23 protein-coding genes and 1 other annotated feature are annotated in these 21,257 nt (G+C 36.4%); of the genes, 8 read left to right on the forward strand and 15 right to left on the reverse strand.

Going from position 1 to position 21,257, the window contains the following annotated elements; genetic code table 11:
- Positions 1-11: 11 nt before the first annotated feature.
- Complete coding sequence (locus GHC26_RS13235) at positions 12-1,268, forward strand: S1C family serine protease (RefSeq protein ID WP_163971745.1); 1,257 nt, start codon at positions 12-14, stop codon at positions 1,266-1,268.
- 461 nt (positions 1,269-1,729) lie between these two features.
- On the forward strand, positions 1,730-2,608 hold the full coding sequence (locus tag GHC26_RS13240; RefSeq protein WP_226376940.1) for a zinc ribbon domain-containing protein: 879 nt from the start codon (positions 1,730-1,732) through the stop codon (positions 2,606-2,608).
- Positions 2,609-2,938: 330 nt separating this feature from the next.
- On the opposite strand, the gene GHC26_RS13245 is transcribed toward GHC26_RS13240, so the two are convergent.
- From GHC26_RS13245 to GHC26_RS13255, 3 genes are all read right to left on the reverse strand, one after another.
- A complete protein-coding gene (locus GHC26_RS13245) occupies positions 2,939-3,148 on the reverse strand; it encodes a zinc ribbon domain-containing protein (protein ID WP_163971747.1) in 210 nt (69 codons plus the stop codon).
- A gap of 43 nt (positions 3,149-3,191) precedes the next feature.
- The gene (locus tag GHC26_RS13250; protein ID WP_163971748.1) at positions 3,192-3,869 is read right to left on the reverse strand and encodes a TraR/DksA C4-type zinc finger protein; all 678 of its coding nucleotides are present in this window, start codon (positions 3,867-3,869) and stop codon (positions 3,192-3,194) included.
- Between the two features lie 79 nt (positions 3,870-3,948).
- Entirely contained in the window at positions 3,949-4,395 is a 447-nt protein-coding gene (locus GHC26_RS13255; RefSeq protein WP_163971749.1) for a GNAT family N-acetyltransferase, read from the reverse strand.
- A 111-nt stretch (positions 4,396-4,506) separates the two neighbouring features.
- Between GHC26_RS13255 and GHC26_RS13260 the strand changes: the two genes are divergently transcribed.
- The gene (locus tag GHC26_RS13260) at positions 4,507-5,382 is read left to right on the forward strand and encodes an NAD(P)-dependent oxidoreductase (RefSeq protein ID WP_163971750.1); all 876 of its coding nucleotides are present in this window, start codon (positions 4,507-4,509) and stop codon (positions 5,380-5,382) included.
- On the opposite strand, the gene GHC26_RS13265 is transcribed toward GHC26_RS13260, so the two are convergent.
- From GHC26_RS13265 to GHC26_RS13275, 3 genes are all read right to left on the reverse strand, one after another.
- A complete protein-coding gene (locus GHC26_RS13265) occupies positions 5,363-5,674 on the reverse strand; it encodes a hypothetical protein (protein WP_163971751.1) in 312 nt (103 codons plus the stop codon). The two genes, GHC26_RS13260 and GHC26_RS13265, sit on opposite strands and share 20 nt — an antisense overlap.
- Positions 5,675-5,676: 2 nt before the next feature.
- Positions 5,677-6,366, reverse strand: coding sequence for a class I SAM-dependent methyltransferase (locus tag GHC26_RS13270; RefSeq protein ID WP_163971752.1), 690 nt, complete (start codon positions 6,364-6,366; stop codon positions 5,677-5,679).
- A 586-nt stretch (positions 6,367-6,952) separates the two neighbouring features.
- Complete coding sequence (locus GHC26_RS13275; protein WP_163971753.1) at positions 6,953-7,153, reverse strand: cold-shock protein; 201 nt, start codon at positions 7,151-7,153, stop codon at positions 6,953-6,955.
- Between the two features lie 763 nt (positions 7,154-7,916).
- Between GHC26_RS13275 and GHC26_RS13280 the strand changes: the two genes are divergently transcribed.
- The 3 genes from GHC26_RS13280 (at position 7,917) to trhO (ending at position 9,868) form a co-directional block, all read left to right on the forward strand.
- Entirely contained in the window at positions 7,917-8,210 is a 294-nt protein-coding gene (locus tag GHC26_RS13280) for a hypothetical protein (protein WP_163971754.1), read from the forward strand.
- Positions 8,211-8,248: 38 nt separating this feature from the next.
- Positions 8,249-8,644 carry a spore coat protein gene (locus GHC26_RS13285; RefSeq protein WP_163971755.1) on the forward strand — a complete coding sequence of 132 codons (396 nt, stop codon included), beginning with the start codon at positions 8,249-8,251 and terminating at the stop codon, positions 8,642-8,644.
- A gap of 249 nt (positions 8,645-8,893) precedes the next feature.
- Positions 8,894-9,868 carry an oxygen-dependent tRNA uridine(34) hydroxylase TrhO gene (gene trhO / locus GHC26_RS13290; protein WP_163971756.1) on the forward strand — a complete coding sequence of 325 codons (975 nt, stop codon included), beginning with the start codon at positions 8,894-8,896 and terminating at the stop codon, positions 9,866-9,868.
- A 1,193-nt stretch (positions 9,869-11,061) separates the two neighbouring features.
- Here trhO and GHC26_RS13295 read toward each other — a convergent pair.
- From GHC26_RS13295 to GHC26_RS13335, 9 genes are all read right to left on the reverse strand, one after another.
- On the reverse strand, positions 11,062-11,784 hold the full coding sequence (locus GHC26_RS13295) for an amino acid ABC transporter ATP-binding protein (protein WP_163971757.1): 723 nt from the start codon (positions 11,782-11,784) through the stop codon (positions 11,062-11,064).
- Positions 11,777-12,436: an amino acid ABC transporter permease gene (locus GHC26_RS13300; protein ID WP_163971758.1), complete on the reverse strand. Its 660-nt coding sequence runs from the start codon at positions 12,434-12,436 to the stop codon at positions 11,777-11,779. Before GHC26_RS13300 ends, GHC26_RS13295 begins: the two co-directional genes overlap by 8 nt.
- A 30-nt stretch (positions 12,437-12,466) precedes the next feature.
- Positions 12,467-13,243, reverse strand: a complete 777-nt coding sequence (locus GHC26_RS13305) for a transporter substrate-binding domain-containing protein (protein WP_163971759.1) — start codon at positions 13,241-13,243, stop codon at positions 12,467-12,469.
- Between the two features lie 66 nt (positions 13,244-13,309).
- Positions 13,310-14,467 carry a M20 family metallopeptidase gene (locus GHC26_RS13310; RefSeq protein ID WP_163971760.1) on the reverse strand — a complete coding sequence of 386 codons (1,158 nt, stop codon included), beginning with the start codon at positions 14,465-14,467 and terminating at the stop codon, positions 13,310-13,312.
- Positions 14,468-14,857: 390 nt separating this feature from the next.
- A complete protein-coding gene (gene proS, locus GHC26_RS13315; protein WP_163971761.1) occupies positions 14,858-16,297 on the reverse strand; it encodes a proline--tRNA ligase in 1,440 nt (479 codons plus the stop codon).
- Positions 16,298-16,474: 177 nt separating this feature from the next.
- Positions 16,475-16,703, reverse strand: a binding site (T-box leader).
- Between the two features lie 79 nt (positions 16,704-16,782).
- The gene (locus GHC26_RS13320) at positions 16,783-17,334 is read right to left on the reverse strand and encodes a cysteine hydrolase family protein (protein WP_163971762.1); all 552 of its coding nucleotides are present in this window, start codon (positions 17,332-17,334) and stop codon (positions 16,783-16,785) included.
- Between the two features lie 28 nt (positions 17,335-17,362).
- Positions 17,363-17,650 (reverse strand): hypothetical protein, encoded by a 288-nt coding sequence (locus tag GHC26_RS13325; protein ID WP_163971763.1) that lies wholly within the window; start codon positions 17,648-17,650, stop codon positions 17,363-17,365.
- Positions 17,651-17,709: 59 nt separating this feature from the next.
- Entirely contained in the window at positions 17,710-18,546 is an 837-nt protein-coding gene (gene thiD / locus GHC26_RS13330) for a bifunctional hydroxymethylpyrimidine kinase/phosphomethylpyrimidine kinase (protein ID WP_163971764.1), read from the reverse strand.
- A gap of 19 nt (positions 18,547-18,565) precedes the next feature.
- Positions 18,566-19,051 (reverse strand): DUF456 domain-containing protein, encoded by a 486-nt coding sequence (locus GHC26_RS13335; protein ID WP_163971765.1) that lies wholly within the window; start codon positions 19,049-19,051, stop codon positions 18,566-18,568.
- Positions 19,052-19,194: 143 nt separating this feature from the next.
- Here GHC26_RS13335 and GHC26_RS13340 point away from each other — a divergent pair, with 143 nt between their 5' ends.
- Together GHC26_RS13340 and GHC26_RS13345 are read left to right on the forward strand one after the other, a co-directional pair.
- Positions 19,195-19,773 carry a M15 family metallopeptidase gene (locus GHC26_RS13340; protein WP_163971766.1) on the forward strand — a complete coding sequence of 193 codons (579 nt, stop codon included), beginning with the start codon at positions 19,195-19,197 and terminating at the stop codon, positions 19,771-19,773.
- A gap of 73 nt (positions 19,774-19,846) precedes the next feature.
- Positions 19,847-20,824, forward strand: a complete 978-nt coding sequence (locus GHC26_RS13345) for a ring-cleaving dioxygenase (protein WP_163971767.1) — start codon at positions 19,847-19,849, stop codon at positions 20,822-20,824.
- Positions 20,825-21,257: the final 433 nt, after the last annotated feature.

The following is a 21,257-nucleotide window of genomic DNA, read 5'->3' on the forward strand; positions in this document are numbered from 1 at the left end:
GGTGATAAGTAATGGATCGTTTTAGTGATAATGAAAAACAAGAACATCTAGATGATGAATCAAAAGGATTGGTAGCATCAACTAAGGTGAACCAGAAACCTAAAAAACGCCAAACCAAATACATCCTAAGCGGTTTGCTAGGAGGTGTTATCTCCGCTATTATTGTCACATTCCTATTTACAAATAATTTAATTCCGATATCAATAAATGAAGATAATTCAACTAATCAAATTGCTTCAGCAGAAAATAATGAACCAGAAAATACACCAGTCATTTCAAATGACATAGTTTCAGAAGATGCTGATACAGCCTCTAATATAAATGAAACATCAGAAGCTGTCGTAGGAATTCTAAACATGCAGCAACAAAACATTTGGACACCAAGTCAAGAATCAGGAACAGGATCAGGTATTATTTACAAAAAAGAAGATGGAAAAGCTTATATTGTCACCAATAACCATGTAGTTGAAGGTGCTGAAGAAATTGAAGTTGTATTAAGCAATGAAGAGCACCTTGAAGCAACTTTACTAGGTGCCGATGAGCTAAATGACTTAGCTGTGTTACAGGTAGATGGCAGCAGTATTGATGTAGTTGCAGATCTTGGTGTATCTGGAGATGTCGAGGTTGGTGACACTGTTATCGCAATTGGGAATCCATTAGGTATGGAGTTTTCTGGTTCTGTTACAAAGGGGATTATTAGTGGTTTAGAGCGTTCCATTAGTGTTGATACAAATGGTGACAGACAACCAGATTGGGTAACAGAAGTATTACAGACTGATGCAGCTATTAATCCTGGTAATAGTGGTGGTGCATTAGTTAACACAGAAGGAGAAGTAATTGGGATAAACTCCATGAAAATTGCAAGACAAGAAGTAGAAGGAATAGGATTTGCAATTCCAATTGATGCAGCATTACCGATTATCGAACAACTCGAAACAGAAGGGGAAATTATCAGACCATATATTGGCATTAGTACTGCGGAATTAAGTCAAGTACCCATGCAATACCGAAATCAGATTCAACTACCTGAAGATGTGGAAGGTGGAATGATAGTAGCTGATGTGGAAATGAATTCACCTGCAGATGCAGCAGGTCTTCAACAATTTGATGTGATTACTAAGATTAATGGAGAACCTATAGCTTCATTGCTAGACTTACGAAAATATCTATACTCTGAAACAACTGTTGGAGATAGTGTAGAGATTGAAATATACCGTAATGGCACAAAAGAAACGGTAACACTTGATTTAGTCGAAAGGGAAAATTAACATTTAAACTTTAGCTTGTAGATAAACGATAGTTTTTTCTACAAGCTTTTTTTGCTTTCAAGTAACTTTGCTAACTTTCTTAATCGTCACTAACCATTAAACGATCTAACTGTGAACCTTTAATTTAAAAATCCTTGGGGTGATTTTTTTGATCTGAAGGCTGTTTTATAAAAAGATTGTTGCTTTTTCAAGCATTAATCTTAATGCATAGTTGATGTATTATGCGCAATAAGTTTTATATCTGTTCATTACCGCTACGAAAATACACTACGCTTTCACCAAGGGCATAATATAGAAGATGCGACGTAGAAAATAACTAAGAATGAGAAAAGAGCCAAATAGTAAGAAAACGCATTACTCTTTTTCCTAGTGCATAGCATAGGAGGAGTAAAAACTAATAAACTACCAATGAAAAATTTTTTCGAAAAAACAAGGATTTCCTGGGAAATTGTCGAATCAATTTGTGTTATAATATATTTTATATCTCTACACGATGTTTTTTAAAGGAAAGGAATGTGGTAATGATGCAATGTCCTAATTGTAATCAACAAACGGAGGAAGGGAAGTTCTGCACAAATTGTGGTGCTTCATTATCAAATGAAACTACAACACAAGATGCTGCTACAGTTGATACAGCAACTCAAGCACCTCAAACAGAACAACAAACAAGTGATATTGTCGAACAAGTCAAAGCAGCAGGTAGCAACTTTGGCCATTTTTTTATGACACTCGTCAAAAAACCAAGTGCTGCTGTAAAAGCTAATGGTAATGATGTTGTATCTGGTATTATATCTGTTGTTATTTTTGCATTATTACTTGGAATTGGCTATTACATATTACTAAAGAACTTCATGGAAGCAATGGGTGAATTAAGTACATTAGGCGGACTATTAGGATCTGGCGAGGAAACACAAAGTGTACCATTTACAGATGGTTTTTTATGGCCTTTTCTTAAGTTTATTATTTTATTTGCAATTATTATTGGATTATCTTATGCCTGTCTTAAAGTGGCAAAAAGCAATTATTCCATTCAAGATACCATCGCAAAATATGGTGCATACTTAATTCCATTTACACTTTTACTTGTTATTGGGTTTATACTAACACTTGTTAATCTTAGCTCTATTGGCGTCGTAGCAATCTTAGTGAGTTTAGTAGGTATCTTAATGATTGTCCCTACACTTGTAATTAACCATGAGTCATCCGAATCTATTGACAAGCTATATTTAGTAATTATTGGGTCAATCATTAATATTGTTGTGTTCTGGTATGTCATAAAATCTTTATTTACACCATTTTTAGAAAGTGGCTTTGGTGATCTATTTAGTAACTTTTTCTAAAAAAAGGCTTGCCTAGTGGCAAGCTTTTTTATAAGATAAGAAATGTTGACTTTATTTTGTTCATATACAGGAACAGTCACGTCCAGCTTCGAGCGATTGACGACCTAGTGCCGATAGACATAAGGACGTGGCGTTCTCATCAGCCAGCGCCTACCCCTCGAGGTCATAAGTCAATCCACATTACGCGCAAAAAGCGCCACCTCGAGGCTTGGCTTATGCTTGGCAGATAAGAAACTACTTACTGCATAAGTGCAACTAAGGCTTTCGCCACTTGGCGACAAGCCAATTTTCTAATCGGGGGTGATCAAGGCGCTTGTGCTTTTGTTCTTTCTATCCTCCAAAAAACAAATCAAGAATATTACTACCTCTTGAACTTTTCTTGTTATAGAACTCAGAGTAACCACAGTTTTTACAATAAACGACAATGAATTGATTATTTTGCATATCTAACATTTTTGATAACCCTGTTCCTGTCATTGCTACTTCTTTAGTATCCGCATCTGTACTTCCACACTTTATACAGCCATCACTTTTATTCATCTAAAACGCCTCCTTATACAACTATATACGGAAAGCGCCTCTTTTAAGTTTCATCTGGTTCACGATCTTCATAATCCCTATGATTTGGGGTAACACCTTTAAAATTCCCATGTCGGTCAGCAGCTAAAAAGCCTTCTGGTTCTTCCACACTTCCAATATTCTCATCATAATTTGGATACATTTCATTGTAATGGTCACGATCACCATAAAAATCAGATGGCGATTCAGATGTCCCATAATTGCTCACTTCTTGCCATGCATCTTCTGCGTCATATGCGGTTTGTTCTTCTTCTGTTATTTCATCTGGGTTAATATTCGGACTGAATACTTCTTCTTCCATGGTACGGCGGTGTTCAAACGTATTATCACTTGCATGCTCCACACAACGGTCTGTAGTTGGTATTGCTGCCAAACGTTCATAAGGAATATCAGCACCACATTTACTGCATATACCATATGTCCCTTCTTCGATTGCATGAAGTGCTTCATTAATTTCCTTCAACTCTTCTTCGGCATGTTCGTTTAGGGCAACATCTTTCTCTCTCTCATATAATTCGGTTCCATGATCTCCAGGGTGATTATCATAATTAGATAACTCACTCATTGATTCCTTTATTAATTCTTCATTCATTCCAAAATGATCTTTTACATTTTCAATTAATTCATTTTGTCGTTCTAATAAAGCATTCTTACACTGTGATAGTTGCTCCTTAGTGATCAATATGATCAGCCTCCAATAGGTGTATAAGTATAAAAAGGATTGCTAACCATACTATGTGTAAGTTTGTTTGAATGATACTTTATTTTCGTTCCCAAATCATGTCAATATGCGGAATATCATCTTCTAAATAGGACTCAGAAATTTGCTCAAACCCTAATGAACCATAAAAATTCTTCAAGTATTCCTGTGCTTGAATCTTAATAGCCGTTTCTTCCCATTCTTCTGTTATAAATTTGATGGCTTTTTCCATTATTTGTGTCGCATATCCATTGCCTCGATATTTCTCAACTACCATGACTCGACCAATAGATGCTTCTTTAAATTTTAAATCTGCAGGTAACAATCGGACAATTGCGACTATCTCATCATCCATTTTCGCAAAAAAATGTAACGCTTCTTGATCATAATTGTCTAATTCCGGATAAGGACATTCTTGTTCAACAACAAATACATCAACACGAGCCTTCATTAGTTGATATAACTCTTTATTGGTTAATTCTTGAAATGATTTACGATACCAGTTCATCTATAACCCCTCCACTATTTTAAATTTTTCAACTATTTTTCGTCTACTCTACAAAGGATTTCCCTACCCCCATATCGAAATAAAGAATATTACCTAAAAGGGGGAACTTAAATGGAAAATAAGGATGTAACAATTGGTTTTATTGGTACTGGTGTAATGGGAAAAAGCATGGCAAAAAATTTATTAGAAGCTGGCTATTCTTTAAATGTTTATACACGTACAAAGGAAAAAGCCTTGCCATTACTGGAATCTGGCGCAGTATGGGAACCATCTATCGCAGAACTTTCTAACAGTTCAACGATTATTATAACCATGGTCGGTTATCCCTCTGATGTGGAAGAAGTCTATCTTGGTGACGATGGTATTTTAAACCATGCAAAGGAAGGGTCCTATCTCATTGATATGACAACATCAAAGCCTTCCTTAGCAAAAGAAATTGATCATCAAGCAACTTCTAAGAATATGTATACTCTTGATGCACCTGTTTCAGGTGGTGATGTTGGCGCTAAGAATGGGACTTTAGCAATTATGGTAGGTGGTGAAAACCAAGTATTTACGAAGCTGTCTCCTATTTTCGAAATCCTTGGTGAAAATATCATACTACAAGGACCAGCTGGTGCTGGCCAACATACGAAATTAAGCAATCAAATAACCATCGCCTCTAATATGATCGGTGTATGTGAAGCAATTATATACGCTAAAAAAGCAGGATTAGATCCGTCTCGTGTATTAGATAGTATTTCAACTGGGGCTGCCGGCAGTTGGTCTTTATCCAACCTAGCACCTCGAATGATTCAAAACGACTTTGATCCAGGATTTTATGTCAAACATTTTATTAAAGACATGAAAATTGCATTAGAATCTGCTCAAGAAATGGGTTTAGAAACACCTGGATTAGCCCTATCACTTAAGCTATATCAAGAACTTGCAGCAAAAGGGGAAGCTGATAGTGGTACCCAAGCACTAATCAAGCTTTTTTCGAGTTAGATTGGCTGTTCATTTCATGCTGTACCACAAATGCTAGATCATCGTTCCCAAAAAGGTGTAATACGTTTAGCACGGTTTGATCAGCTATAGGCTCGGACTCCTTCTTGGGAACGGTTAATTCCAATGCTGCTTTTAACTCAGGATTTTTCACCTGATGCGGGTATGCTTGTTGATACAATTCCTTAGGATCCAAATCGTGATTGATACACCATTGTGCATAAATTAAAATCATCATTTTTTCGTCATGTTGGTAGCTCTCAATAATTTTTTGTTCCATACCTTTTGATTCCAATTTTACTCACTTTCCTTTCGTAACATAAACACCCACATGAACGTTAATGCCTGCTGTAATGGGATGGATAAATTTTTTACCTCGTTTTTATTTACCCCTTTTTTATAAACACCAAATCCGTCTTTTATCGTAAAGCCATTTTCACTAGCAAGCTGTTCAAACTCCCATGGCATCATCGTATTACATATTGCCTCATCTCCATAAAGGCGGTCATAGCTATTTTGTCTTGGACCAGCTGTGGGACCTAATATCCCAACACATAAAAATGCTTTTCTTTTCATAACACGCTTTAATTCTAAAATAGCTTCTAACGGATTTGCAGTCCATTCCAGTACATTGATAGCCATAATCCCATCAAACTGATTATCTGAAAAAGGTAACTTTGTAATATCGCCTTGTATAAAGCTCATATCATTACCTTGTTGTACATATCGCTTAGCACGGCCAATCATTTCACTTGATAGATCAACACCTGTCACACGGTATCCTGCTTTATATAATTGATAGGAACCGAAGCCGTCTCCACATCCTATATCCAGAATAAAATCTTTTTTTGGAATATGCCTCTTGATGAATGGAATTATGTCTTTTCTACTCCCGTTCTCCCACATATCTTTACTACGTTCATTCCAAAAAGAAGCACGTTTATCCCATTGATATTCTGCCTTTTTGTGCCAGTTAAAAGATCCCATAGAAGCTCTCCTTTGCACCTTTTTTGAAAGGTAAGAAAGTATAAAAAGTTGGTGTCATTACTGCTTTGGATAGGAAAGGCCACGTCCAGCTTCGAGCGATTGACGTCCTAGTGCTGGCGTTGTCACAGGACGTGACGATTTTAGCCAGTGAGAGCGATTGACGTCCTAGTGCCCGAAAGACATAAGGAAGCATGAGTTTTCATCGGCCAGTGCCTACCCCCTCGAGGTCATAAGTCAATCCACATTACGCGCAAAAAGTGCCACGACGAGGCTTGGCTTATACTTGACAGATAAGAAAAATTTTCTTACTGCATAAGTGCAACTAAGGCTTTCGCCACTTGGCGACAAGCTAAGTTTTCTAATCGGGGGTGATCTAGGCGCTTCTAGCTTTTGTTCAAAACTCACATACGCTCGTCTTTTAGCAAAGGTGTTATACTTGGGACGTAAAAATTTTAGCTACGTCGAGTCCATTTCTGGTTTAAATTTTCCTAACGTGTAAAAAAAGTATACCCTTATCATAAAGCAAGAATAAAAATAAAAAAAGACTTATCTCTCGAAAGAAATAAGTCTTTTCTTCTATATATAATTATAGGCGAACTACGTTAGATGCTTGTGGTCCGCGATTACCTTCAACGATTTCAAATTCAACATTTTGACCTTCTTCAAGTGTTTTGAAACCATCAGCTTGGATAGCTGAGAAGTGTACAAATACGTCATCTCCATCTTCACGTTGGATGAAACCAAAACCTTTTTCAGCGTTGAACCATTTTACTGTACCATTGATCATTTAGAATGACCTCCTTAACAAATATAGTGCAAAGTATAATTGAATCATAAATACTTTTACACCGCTTTGATAAAGAGATCGTAAAGTATTATTCAAACTTCAATTTCCTTTTGCTATTACTAACTTTAAACCTTATTGAGCTAAAAAGCAAGTCATATAGTTATTTTTTTTATTTTTAAAGTATTAACCTTTCACTACATAGTAGATAGATGTTGCATCTTAAATTATAGGCTTTGAATTTTGCTTCTGAAAAATAATTCACTTTCGACGGAAATTAATTTGCTATAAATGTTTCCATAAAATAACAGAAGGGGATTCAAACCAGGATTTGCATGAAATAACGGAATGATGATACATCAAGAACAAAAGCGCAAGTACCCGTATAAAGACGTACAGACTGGACTGAGCCGTAGGAGATAAAGGAAACACGGCGACCGAAGGAAGCCGATGTTGACTTATCGTACGAAGGTGAGGGAAGTCTCGCTAGTCTCTGGGCGCTGGAGCTAGACATGGCTGTTCCTGCAAATACGAAGAAATAGGAGCAAATTTTTATACTTTTTCTTACGGCGATCCATGGTTGTTTCTTATCTTATAAAAATAGGCGATTCCTCATTACGCTAATCTTTCAATAACAATACCAATCCAACTCCGCTATTATAGTAGGATAATTTCATCATTCTTCTTTGACTAGCTATATTAGCCCTCTCAAAATAGCATGTTTATCTATATAGTAATTGTAAACAGAAAGAAAGGAGAGGTGACTTTGGCTAGTGACAATATGAATAATAACTTAAATGAAATATCGAAAAGTTTAATTAACATGCATGTTTCTAACTTGCTAAACAAATACAACATTTCCAGAGAAAACAACAGATTACGTGAACTTAGTAATGTAGAAAAAAATCAGCTTCGAGAAACAGTGAACAACTTACAACAACAAACAGAAACGTTTTTAGAAGATACACGGAACAAAGATGGGAATGTTGTCGTTGAGCCATCACCAGAATCTTTAATGAATCAACTACAACAGATACAAGGAAAAAGGAAGAAAGATTAAGCCGTTATAACTAAAAAACTTTAAGGAGGGACTTTCTAATGGCTAATAACGGTAATTATTCTAAACGAGTAAATCAATTTGCGACTCAAATCTCCAATATGGAACAAAATTCTCGTGAAGCAATTTTTATTTCAGATTCTACTGATGTTACGGTAGATACAACTGATACTCAGGTTGCGGCATCTTTACAAGGGGCATTGCAGGTAGCTATTGCTATTGTCATTAATCTTTCCATCGCAGATGATGCACGCGCTGAAAAAGTAACAAATGAATTATTAAGCTATGCACAGGTTGGGCAAGAAAACGGACAATTAATTGTTGTTGAAGGTAGTGAAAGCGTAAATGTAACAACAACCGATACCGATGTAGCAATCTCTATTCAAGTACTACTGCAGATCTTAGTAGCATTAGTTGGGCAATTAGATATTCTTTAATGGCCTTACCCAATCATTTGACAAACCAAATATCTAATTGCCTCAGTAGTATTCTATGTAAAAAATAGGTTTTTGACACTATAATAAGCTGGTCCATACGTTGGATCAGCTTATTTTTTATACATTATCACTATAAACACAGTTGAAAAATAAATTATTAATTGATACAATTATCTCTTGCAAGAGTATAAACAAATATGACTACCAAACATTTATATCTTGCAAATATGAATGATAGGTGGTAATAACATGGAAAACAGTAACGATTATCAAGTATTACTGTATTATAAGTATGCCGAAATTGAAGATCCAGAAACATTTGCAGCAGAGCATCTTCAGTTCTGTAAAGATTTAGACCTTAAAGGTCGCATATTAGTGGCAAAAGAAGGTATTAACGGTACCGTTTCTGGGACAATGGAAAACACAAAAAAGTATATGGAAACAATGAATAATGACCTACGTTTCCATGATATGGAGTTTAAAGTAGATCCACATGATGGACACGCCTTTAAGAAAATGCATGTTCGTCCTCGTAATGAGCTAGTAACGCTTCGCTTAGAGGATGACATTGATCCAAATGAAACAACTGGACAATATTTAGAACCAAAGGAATTTTACGAAGCCATGCAAGATGAAAATACGGTAGTCCTTGATGCTCGTAATGATTATGAATATGACTTAGGTCATTTCCGTGGTGCTATTCGTCCAGATATTGAAACATTTCGAGAGCTCCCACAATGGGTAAAAGAAAATAAGCACCTTATTGAAGGCAAACGTATTTTAACCTATTGTACTGGTGGAATTCGCTGTGAAAAATTCTCTGGATGGCTAGTCAAAGAAGGATTTGAAGATGTTGCACAATTACATGGTGGAATTGTCACATATGGAAAAGATCCAGAAGTTCAAGGTGAGCTATGGGATGGTAAATGCTATGTCTTTGATGAACGCATTTCTGTTCCTGTTAATCAAAAAGAACATGTAGTAGTCGGTGAAGATTATTTTGACGGTAAACCATGTGAACGCTATATTAACTGTGCAAACCCAGAATGTAATAAACAAATTCTTTGCTCAGAGGAAAATGAACATAAATATTTACGTGGTTGTTCACATGAATGTCGTGTAAGTCCACGTAATCTCTATGTACAAGAACACAACTTATCACAAGAAGAAATAGATCGTCGCCTAGCTATCATTGAGGAAGAAGAACAAAAACAAAACGCATAATACGATAAAGGGAAACTCATTCAGTAGGGGTTTTGCGATGAGACAGGACGTGCTAGTGCCGACGTTGGCGATTGACGTGGCGTTTTTAGTCGGCCTTCATCCCCTACTGAATGTTAGTTGAACAAATCAGGTCTTTACTGGCAGTTATCCCCCACTTACACTTCCTTGAAACGCTAAGTCTTGAAGTGGGGGTTTTACTGCCAGTTAAGACGTGATAAAACCAGCATCGGAGTAAACATCTCCATGCTGGTTTTTTGTTAAGTCCTTTTGCAAACTACAGGTTCGTCCTGTGCGAAAATGGACTTTTACATCTGGAAAAATAATTGCTAAAGCTGTTTTCTAAAAAATTGTTGTTTTTTCCAATATGAATCTAATGAATAGTTGATGTGAATTGCGACGTAACTTAGCGCAGTTGATTTTCCACTTAGGACAAGTAGTTCACTTTCGACGGGAATTAATTTGCTATCAATGTTGACATATATATAACGGAACGATCCGCGACCATAATCCAAACAGGGGTTTTTCAGCAAATAACGGAATGACGATTCATCCATAAAAGTAGGGTGGATCACTCGTTCCGCTATTGATAAGAAAAGTGCTACTTTTGAGGTAAGATGAATACTCACTCCGCTAATAGTAAAACAACCTTAGGTCTATGGGAATTTCTTATTACTCTAAATAAGTAGAAGACATGATAAATGAAGGTCGGGATGAAAAAGAAAAATTTTTCGAACAACAAATGTAGAATGTGAAACAAGAGACGGACAACCCTGCCCTGCATTAGTAAATGATGTTGCCAATACGGATTTTGAACAGTTTCCTAGACATAACGAAATCCTTATGAAGATTACCCACTAACACCTCTCCAGGAAGCTGTACATGATAATATAAATGGAAAAACATGGATTAGTCTAGTCGGATAATCACAGAAGGATGAAGGAACAAGATCTTTTTTATCAGGACCTCTTTGTAAAAGGGCCCTATCCCTATAGCCATTAAAGCCATAGAAAGTATCACCTTACGTAATACTCTTTATTAAAATAGCTGTTTACTAAAAGAATATTGTTTTTCAAGCATGAGTCTTAATGAATAGTTTATAGAAACTGAGACATTAAGAAAACAACAAAGAAAGCAAAAAGTAGCCTTGCAGAAAACTATGTTTCTCTACAAGTTAAGCAGGTACTTTAATTTCCCTATAGTATTTTCCCTAGGAAGTCTTGTGCACGTGTTGTTTTTGGCTGTTGGAAGAAAGTAGCTGGGTCGCCTTCTTCCATTAATTTTCCTTCATCTAAAAACATAATTCGATCTGCTACTTCTTTTGCAAAATTCATTTCATGTGTAACTACAACCATTGTCATTCCCGTTTGTGCTAAATCTTTCATGACATCTAATACTTCTTTAACCATCTCAGGGTCTAGTGCTGAAGTGGGTTCATCAAACAACATAATACCAGGATCCATTGCTAATGCACGTGCAATTGCAACCCGTTGTTTTTGACCACCTGACAATTGATTTGGATACGCATCTTCCTTCTCGGTTAACCCTACTTTTGATAACAAATCCTTTCCAATTTCTACTGCTTCTGATTTAGGTATTTGCTTTACTTTCTGTGGCGCATACGTAATATTGTCCAAAACAGTCATATGTGGAAATAGATGAAAATGTTGGAAAACCATTCCTATATTCTTTCTTACTTCCAACTTATTGGTTTTAGGAAGTGTTATTTCTTGATCATGAATAAAAATGTCACCTGCAGTTGGCTCCTCTAATAAATTTAAACACCGTAAAAAGGTAGATTTACCTGAACCAGACGGACCAATGACAGCGACTACCTCACCTTGGTTTATTGTTGTTGAAATATTATTGAGTACAAGGTTCTCACCAAATTGTTTTGATAACTCCTTTACCTTAATCACTGTATCGCATCCTCCGTTCTACTAAACTTCCTAGCTTCGTTAAAATAAAGACCATTATCCAATAAATTAAACCTGCAAATAATAACGGTTCGAAATTCCGATACAAATCTGCTCCTACGATTTGTGCACGACGCATTAAGTCTAAGTACCCTATAGTGGAAACAAGTGCTGATTCTTTTGTTAATGTTATAAATTCATTCATTAATGCTGGTAAAATATTTTTCAATGCCTGAGGTAATATAATATTTATCATCATAGGCTTATAAGGAATACCTAAAGCTTCAGCAGCTTCCGTTTGGCCGCGATCTACCGCTAATATACCCGCACGAATTATTTCCGATACATAGGCTGCAGAGTTTAACCCAAATGCCATAATCGCGGATAAAAATGGGGAAATATCATAACCTGTCAATTGCGGAATTGCGAAGTAAATTAACATTAGTTGTAAGATTAATGGAGTCCCACGGAATATAGATGTATACGCATCTGCTAATGCTTTTAAGCCCGGTATTTTTGTTATCTTACATAATGCTAGTAATGTACCTAATACAAATCCAACCACAATTGAAACACTAACAAACTTTAATGTTGCCCATATCCCTTCTAATATAAAAGGAATATAAGGCACGATTTGGCTAAAGTCCAAATTCATGCCTTAACACCTCGCCTTCTTTGTTGCTGCTTATTGATAGTCTGATAACCATTTATCTTTTAATTCATCTAGTTCTCCGCTTTCCTCAAGTTGTGCTAACACATCATTGACTTGCTCCACTAAATCACTTCCCTTTGGAAATGCAATCCCCATACCTGGTGAAGCAGTGGTTGGATCGTCAAAACCAGCAAATCCTTGTTCATCCATATACCCTTTCGCTACGGTTTTATCCATATAACCTACATCAATACGGTTTGAATTTAATTCTTGAACTAGGATTCCAGCATCATCTACTTTCTTCACTTCAAATCCATATTCCTCACTTAATTTGTCTGCACCTTCTTCTTGAATCGTACCTAATTGTACCCCAACTGTTTTCCCCTCTAAATCCTCTAGACTCTCAATCGTTGCATCAGGGTTAAATATAAATGTTTCTCCTGAATGATTATACTCATTTGAGAAGTCCACATTTTTGCGGCGTTTATCTGTTGTACTCATCCCAGCCATAACCATATCAACACGATCAGCTTGCAATGCACCAATTAATCCATCAAAACTCATGTCCTCGATTTCTAAGTCATAGCCTAGTTCTTCTGCAATAATCGTTGCTAATTCAATATCAAAGCCTTCAAAGTTCCCTTCAGGATCACGAGACTCAAAAGGTGGAAAATCAGCTGATGTTGCCATTTTTAACACTTTATCTCCATTTGCATCTCCTTCATCAGAACTTTCTGCTTCACTATCTCCACATGCAGCTAGTATGCCTACTAATAAAATAATACTTATAAATAAAATCCCTTTTTTCATTTTCCCTCGCTCCTTATATTTAATAACACATTTGAATTTTTATACATTTTTATGAATAAAGATAAATCATGATTGCTTAAATTCCTTTTGGATCGAATTAAATAGATCAGTATCTACTAAAATATCAAGACCAGTTTTGGCTAAAGCTAATGCACCATTAACTAGTGTTTGGTGCCCATCTTCTGTAATTGTTTTATCAGCAAATTCTGTTGTATGAGCAATTAAGCCTGGTTGATTTAACCCGATATAAGGATGGATTGCTGGAACCACTTGGCTAACATTCCCCATATCAATTGATCCTGTTCCCTGTTTAGCGTCATAGATCTTTTGTTTATCTACTGATTGCAAATTAGATGTAAATACATCAGATAGTTTCTCGTTTGTAATCATGTTGTCATAGCTTAATTCATAGTTGGAAATAGCTAACTTGGCACCTGTCATAAGTGCTGCACCTTCTGCAATATACTTTACCTTTTCAACTACCTCGTTTAATGTTTGACGATCACTTGCACGAATATAAAATTGTGCGGTTGCTTTATCAGGCACTACATTCGCTGCTTGGCCACCTTCTGAGATAATGCCATGGATACGAACGTCAGATGGAACATGCTCACGTAATGCATTGATCCCATTGAATAATTGAATTACACTATCGAGTGCATTGATTCCTTTTTCTGGTGATGCAGCTGCATGTGAGGATTTACCTGTATAACTATACTGAATCGCATCCATTGCTAAAGATTCACCACTTTTATAAGATTGATCACTCGGATGAAGAATCATCGCTACATCAATATCATCAAAAATACTTTCCTCACTCATTGGTACCTTCGCGCCATTTGTTTCTTCTGCTGGTGTTCCAAGTACAACCACATTTCCACCAGTTTCCCCTACTAGTTTACTAAGCGTAATCGCTGCACCAACACTCATTGTTCCGATAAGGTTATGGCCACATCCATGACCAACACCAGGTAATGCATCATATTCTGCTAAATAGGCAATCGTAGGACCTGCCTTTTTACTTTTAAAAGTTGCTTTAAATGCAGTCGGACGATTAACAAGCCCTGTTTCTACTTCAAATTGATGCTCTTTTAAGTAATCAACTAATAGTTGCATCGATTTAAACTCCTGATCCCCAATTTCAGGATTTTCATATAAATGATCACTCATATTCCATAATGTATTTTTTATTTTATTTATTTCTGTTTGTAATTGTTTTTTCATATTATCTCCTCGCGTAATGTATATTTATTAATCTGTATGTATATTTATACCACAGTTATGTATACTAATGCAATAGGTTTTTTACTATTTTCTTTATAAAAGGCTCTTTTCGCATTTTTTCTTGTTTTTTAACGTCGCATTTTCTATAGATTGCGACGTGAGTTAAGGCTATGTATAGAGTGTTTATCCGTTCCGGAAATACACTTCGCTTTCACCAGGGGCATAAGTGACTGTCCGAAGCGGAAATCAACGACGCAATTTACGTCGCAATTTATATCAACTGTGCATTATAATTTATACACTTAATAAAGCAACAACCTTTCAGAATACAACCTTAAAAATATTTAAACATAAAAAACCGAGTGCTAACGCCTAGCACTCGGTTTTGACTTAATATGCTTTTGCCCAATATACTAACTCTTTTGCTTCTTTTCCACAGCATACACATGTATCTGCTACTTTTTCCTGTTCAAATGGAATACAACGTGATGTTGCTTGTGTTTCTTCTTTAATTTTTTCTTCACAAGCCTCATCTCCACACCACATCGCTTTTAGGAAACCACCCTCTTGCTCAAGCGTCTGGCTAAACTCATCCATATTTACTACAACTGATGTTTTTTCGTTAAGATGGTCCAATGCTTTCTGATATAAGTTTTGTTGAATTTCTTCTAGAAGAACTGGTAGACGTTGTTCAAGTTCTGCAAGTGCTACAAACTCTTTTTCTCCTGTATCACGGCGAACCAATACCACTTGATCTTTTTCAATATCTTTTGGTCCCATTTCAATTCGAACTGGAACACCTTTCATTTCTGTCTCATTAAATTTCCAGCCTGGTGTTTTATCACTAGGATCAATATCCACACGGACAAGATCTTTAAGGCGATCGTGTAAATCATATGCTTTATCTAATACGCCTTCTTTATGCTGGGCGATTGGAACAACAATGGCCTGTGTTGGTGCAATGCGAGGTGGGATCACTAATCCTCGATTATCTCCATGTACCATAATTAATGCTCCAATTAGTCGTGTTGTAATTCCCCAAGACGTTTGATGCACATATTGACTATCACCGTTTTCGTCTAAATACGTAATATCAAACGCTTCAGCAAATCCAGAGCCAAAGTGGTGAGACGTACCAGCTTGCAAGGCTTTCCCATCATGCATTAATGTTTCAATTGTTAATGTATAATTAGCACCTGCGAATTTTTCTTTTTCTGTTTTTCTGCCACGAACAACTGGAATTGCAAGATAGTTTTCTACAACATCTGCATATACCTCTAACATTTGATTCGTTTCTTCCGCTGCATCATCACTTGTAGCATGTGCTGTATGACCTTCTTGCCAATGGAATTCTAATGAACGTAAAAATGGACGTGTTGTTTTTTCCCAGCGCACCACATTACTCCATTGATTATATAACATTGGCAGATCACGATAAGAATGAACATTTTTTGCATAGTATTCACAGAAAAGCACTTCAGAAGTTGGACGGACAGCTAAACGTTCTGCTAGTTCTTCTTCTCCACCATGTGTAACCCATGCTACTTCTGGTGCGAATCCTTCCACATGATCTTTTTCTTTCTGTAGTAACCCTTCTGGAATAAATAAAGGAAACGATACGTTAGAATGGCCAGTTGCTTTAATTTGTCGGTCTAGTTCATCTCGAATGTTTTCCCAAATCGCGTATCCATAAGGTTTAATAATCATGGTTCCACGGACAGATCCATAGTCAACCAAATTAGCCTGCTTGACGACATCTGTATACCATTGCGCAAAATCGTCTTCCATTGCTGTTACTTTCTCCACAAACTGCTTATTTTTCTTCCCCACACTAAACACCTTCCTTATATAAATTTAATTAAAAACATTAGTAAAACTCGTATTTGCTCGTTCTTAGCGAATTTGTTCGTTTTTCTAATACTTGGTACATTAAAATGTTGACAACGTTGAAACCACTTTTTGGCTAAAATTTTATACTTTCCAAACATACAAAAAATCCTCCATCCGTAAAGGGACCGAGGATTGGTGGTACCACCCTTGTTTGCAAGCATTCATCAGAATAACTTACACACTTCATTAGATAACGGCTTTATACCGCGCACATCTTCCAGAGCATATGCTCGTTATGATGGCGAACTCAAAAGGTAGGTTCTAACCTGTGTCTTTAGAAATTTGCACCAACCATTTCCTCTCTGAAAAGACACCTGGTTATACTGATCCTTATCAACGCTTTTCCTATATATTGTAATGTTTAATATAGCTATCTATTGCATCAAAGTCAAGAAGTAGGATAGTTCATTATTCTTACTCGTCACTTATTTTACAGTTCCGCCCAACGTATTCGTAAAGTGACTTAGTGCCCAATCATGTCCTGCTTCATTAAAACTTGCTACGGCATCTTTATAGACAACTACTTTAAAGCCTTTGTTGTAAGCATCTACTGCTGTATGTAATACACAAATATCCGTGCAAACGCCAACGAGATGAACTTCTTCTATCCCTCGTTCACGAAGTTTTATTTCGAGATCTGTTCCTGCAAAAGCACTATATCTTGTTTTATCAATATAATATACATTTTTCTTTTGTTTGTGCTCTTCGTATAGGCCAGATAATTTCCCATATAAATCACGACCTGGAGTTCCGATTATATTGTGAGGTGGAAATAGTGTAGATTCTGGGTGATAAGGGTCTTCTGCTTGATGCGCATCAATGGCAAATACAACATAATCGTCATTATCCAAAAACTCTTTTGTAATCGAAACAACATTGTCCTCAATTGCCTGTCCAGGCTCCCCACAAGTTAGCTTCCCATCCGTTGCTACAAAATCATTGGTATAATCAACATTAATTAACGCATGTTTCCCCACTTTTACTCCCCCATTTCAACTAATGAATCTATTCTTTTTTCTTATCTACCTCTGCCAAAGGATCAAATCCATCTCCAACGATTTTAAAGGAATCTTTTCCTTCATTTAATTCAGAAACAAATACATCCCAATTTGCAGCATTTACGGCAATTAGAAATAGACGATCTAATACATCTAAATCCTCAAGTGCCATAATTTTCCCTTTTATATCTTCAGGGACCCCGCCAAAACGCATCTGAATTAATCCTAAAAGGTCTTCCTTTTCTCTTGTTGTTACAGTCTCATGACGATGATCATGTTCGTGTTCATGTTCCATTATATACCTCCTAGTTGTAGTGCGTCTACGTTTAGTATAACAAACTTACTATGTTATTCCTATTCCTCATTATCTATCTTAATAGCATGCTCACTACCAAATTTCCGTCTTGCTGCATGATAGGTTGGACCTACGATATCTGTATAAGAAAAACCATATGAAATAGCAGTCGTCACAAAATCTTTTGCTAATTCTACAGCCTGTATTAATGTTTTTCCTTTTGCTACATATGCAGCAATTGCAGCTGAATATGTACAACCTGCACCACTTGTATTTCTAGTATCGATCTTAGGTGCTTCCAACAGGGTTACCGTTTTTCCATTAAATAATACATCAACTGCGGGACCATTTAGGTTTCTTCCACCTTTTATTAAAACATACTGTGACCCAAGGCTATATAGATCAATAGTTGCTTGTTTTAAATCTTCTATTGTAGTTAATGGTCGGTTATCCAATAATATGGAAGCTTCATGTAAATTTGGTGTAATAATGGTTGCCTGTGGAATCAATTCCTGTTTCAAAACCTCTATCGCATCGTCATCTAAAAGGATGGATCCCATTTTTCCAACCATAACAGGATCAACAATAACATGTTGAAGCGATGTCTCCCTAATTAAATGTGCCGTTCGTTGTATAATATCCTTTGAAAATAACATGCCAGTCTTTACTGCATCGACTCCAACTTGTTTTCGTGCTGTAGCAAATTGTGCCTCTATTGCTTCTACTGTTTGTAGGTGGATATTTTTTCTTGTAACTGGATGCTTGGCTACAATCGCAGTAATCACACTCATTCCATATACATCTAGCTCTTGAAAGGTTTTTAAATCTGCTTGTATTCCTGCACTACCTCCAGCCGCTGAGCCAGCGATAGTTAATACACGAGCTGGCTTTTTCATGATACATCACCTTTCTAAATTAAAATATAACAACAAAGAAGAACCAAATAATCATAATAAGCTGGATAACAATTTTGGCTGCTGTTCCACTAAGAAACCCAATTAGCGAACCAATAGATGCTCTTACTGCTTCTTTTACTGTTCGTTGCTGCAACAATTCGATTATAACAACCGCAATAAAGGGGACGATAATGATACCAAACGGAGGAGTCACGAACGATCCAACAATAACTGCGATTGCAGCACCTCTTTCTCCCCATTTACTACCTCCAAATTTTTTGACAAAGTAACTGTTCGCTATAATATCAGCGACAATTAAAATCAGGGTAAAGACAGTCATCGCAATCCAAAAATAGACAGCTAATTCGTCAGCATCAATCACAAAATGATAGAGAAAAAAACCAATCCATAAAACGAGAACAGATGGGATAATCGGAAATAATATTCCTATAAAGCTAGCTATAAATAATGCAATAATGATAATCCAAATAATAATTTCACCCATAATTTCCTCCATTCCTTCCTATTATATATGATTTTATGTGAACTATTTCTTTTCCTAGTACCTATTATACCCCTTATTCTTTATTCCCCCATTACAAGTTGTTATACTAACCACATTATATCGATCTTTTAAGGAGTATTGTAATGAAAACAATTCGGAAAGGTCTTTTACTATGGATTGTGATTATTTTATTTTTCATGACGCTATTATACGTTTACAATCAAATAGATCGTCGCTATATTGATCTAGGGCAAGATGCACCTATTCCAACAGAACTCCACCCTATTGTAGAAATAAAAAAAGAAATATTACTAGAGAAAGTTTCTACCTTAGACATCGATATGGTCATCACTGAAACAATCCGATCGATCGAGGAACAAAACCAGTTGTATGAACAAGGAAGGTCAAAAGACGGCAATATTGTTACATATGCAAAAGGTGGCGAGTCCTATCATAATTATGGACTAGCAATTGATTTTGCCATTATAGATACCAATGGAAATATTACATGGGATACCAATTATGACGGAAACGATAATGGAAAATCAGATTGGGAAGAAGTAGCTGGTGTTGCAAAAGAATTAGGCTTTGAATGGGGTGGAGATTGGAAACAATTTAAGGATTACCCCCACCTACAGATGGACTTCGGACTTAGTATTCGTCAATTACAAAATGGCTTAAGGCCTCGTGAAGACTTGGACTACAATGAAACAGAACAGTAGACATATGCTTGATTTCTCATCTATAATAAAGTTATCTCGAATTCGTGATAAATTTTAAAGGTGGCGTTTATTAATGGAACTAAAAGGAATTCATCATGTTTCTGCAATTACAGCCAATGCAGAAGCAAATTACCATTTCTATACGGAAGTCTTAGGAATGCGTCTTGTTAAAAAAACAGTAAACCAAGATGATACATCGGTTTATCATCTATTTTATGCTGATGAAGTCGGAAATCCTGGAACCGATTTGACCTTTTTTGAAATTCCACAAGCAGGAAACACCTACGAAGGAATCAGCAGTATATCGAATACATCCTTACGTGTACCAAATGATGATGCTCTGAATTATTGGGTAAATAGACTCACCGAATATGAAGTGGAACATCAAGGGATTTCAGAAGAAGCTGGGCGGAAAGTAATCCATTTTCGTGACCCTGAAAGACAACGATTAGCTTTAGTATCAGATGAAACAAATGAAGGTGTAGTCGGTGGTATACCTTGGGATCGGAGTAGTGTACCTGTTGAGAAAGGAATAATCGGACTTGGACCTTCTAAGTTAACAGTAAAAGACCCAGAGCCAACCATTGCCATCCTGACAAAGCTTATGACATTTAAACAGGTAGGAACATATTCATCACCAGTGGAAAATCAACCACCCATTCAAATTTTTTCAACAGGAGAAGGAGGTACAGGTGCTGAAGTTCACCTTGAAGTCCGAAATGATTTACCAAGAGAACGGCCAGGACGGGGAAGTGTTCATCATGTAGCATTCCGTGTAGAAAATGAAGAAGAATTAGCTGAATGGCGAGATCGCCTACAGGAAATTAGGGTGCCAAATTCCGGGTTAGTCGATCGTTTCTATTTTAAATCACTATATTTTCGTGAACCAAATGGGATTTTATTCGAGCTAGCAACAGATGGACCTGGATTTGCAACAGATGAAGATATAGAATATTTAGGGGAATCACTAGCATTACCACCATTTTTTGAGGATCGACGAGAAGAGATAGAAGCTAAATTAAAACCACTAGATACCAAAAAGTTACATTAATAAAGTGTAGTGAGCTAGGTTAGTGAATAAATCTACGTACACACGTTATTTTAATAGCGTGTGTTTTTTATTTATTGATGCCGTACTCATGAAGATTTATACTTGAAGTATTGACTATTAGCGGAATGAGGATTCCTCTCGACCTTAAAAGTGTGATATCTTTATGCAATAACGGAACCAGGGACCACCTAGTTTCAATTGATGAATCCTCTTTCCGTTATTTCCTGAAAAACCCCATTTGAAGCATGGTCGCGGATCCTCATTCCGTTAAATATACATCAAAAAGTGAACTCATTGTCCAAAATATAAATTAAAATCAATCAAATAAATGCTAGTTTAGGTACTGACGTATTCTCGATTCACTATTGGTAAATTTACTGCTGGTTTGTGCTTCGATTAAGCATTCTCGAGTAACTTTTGACGATCATCACTT

The sequence above is a fragment of the Oceanobacillus halotolerans genome (assembly GCF_010993955.1).
Taxonomy (GTDB): Bacteria; Bacillota; Bacilli; order Bacillales; family Amphibacillaceae; genus Oceanibacillus_A; species Oceanibacillus_A halotolerans.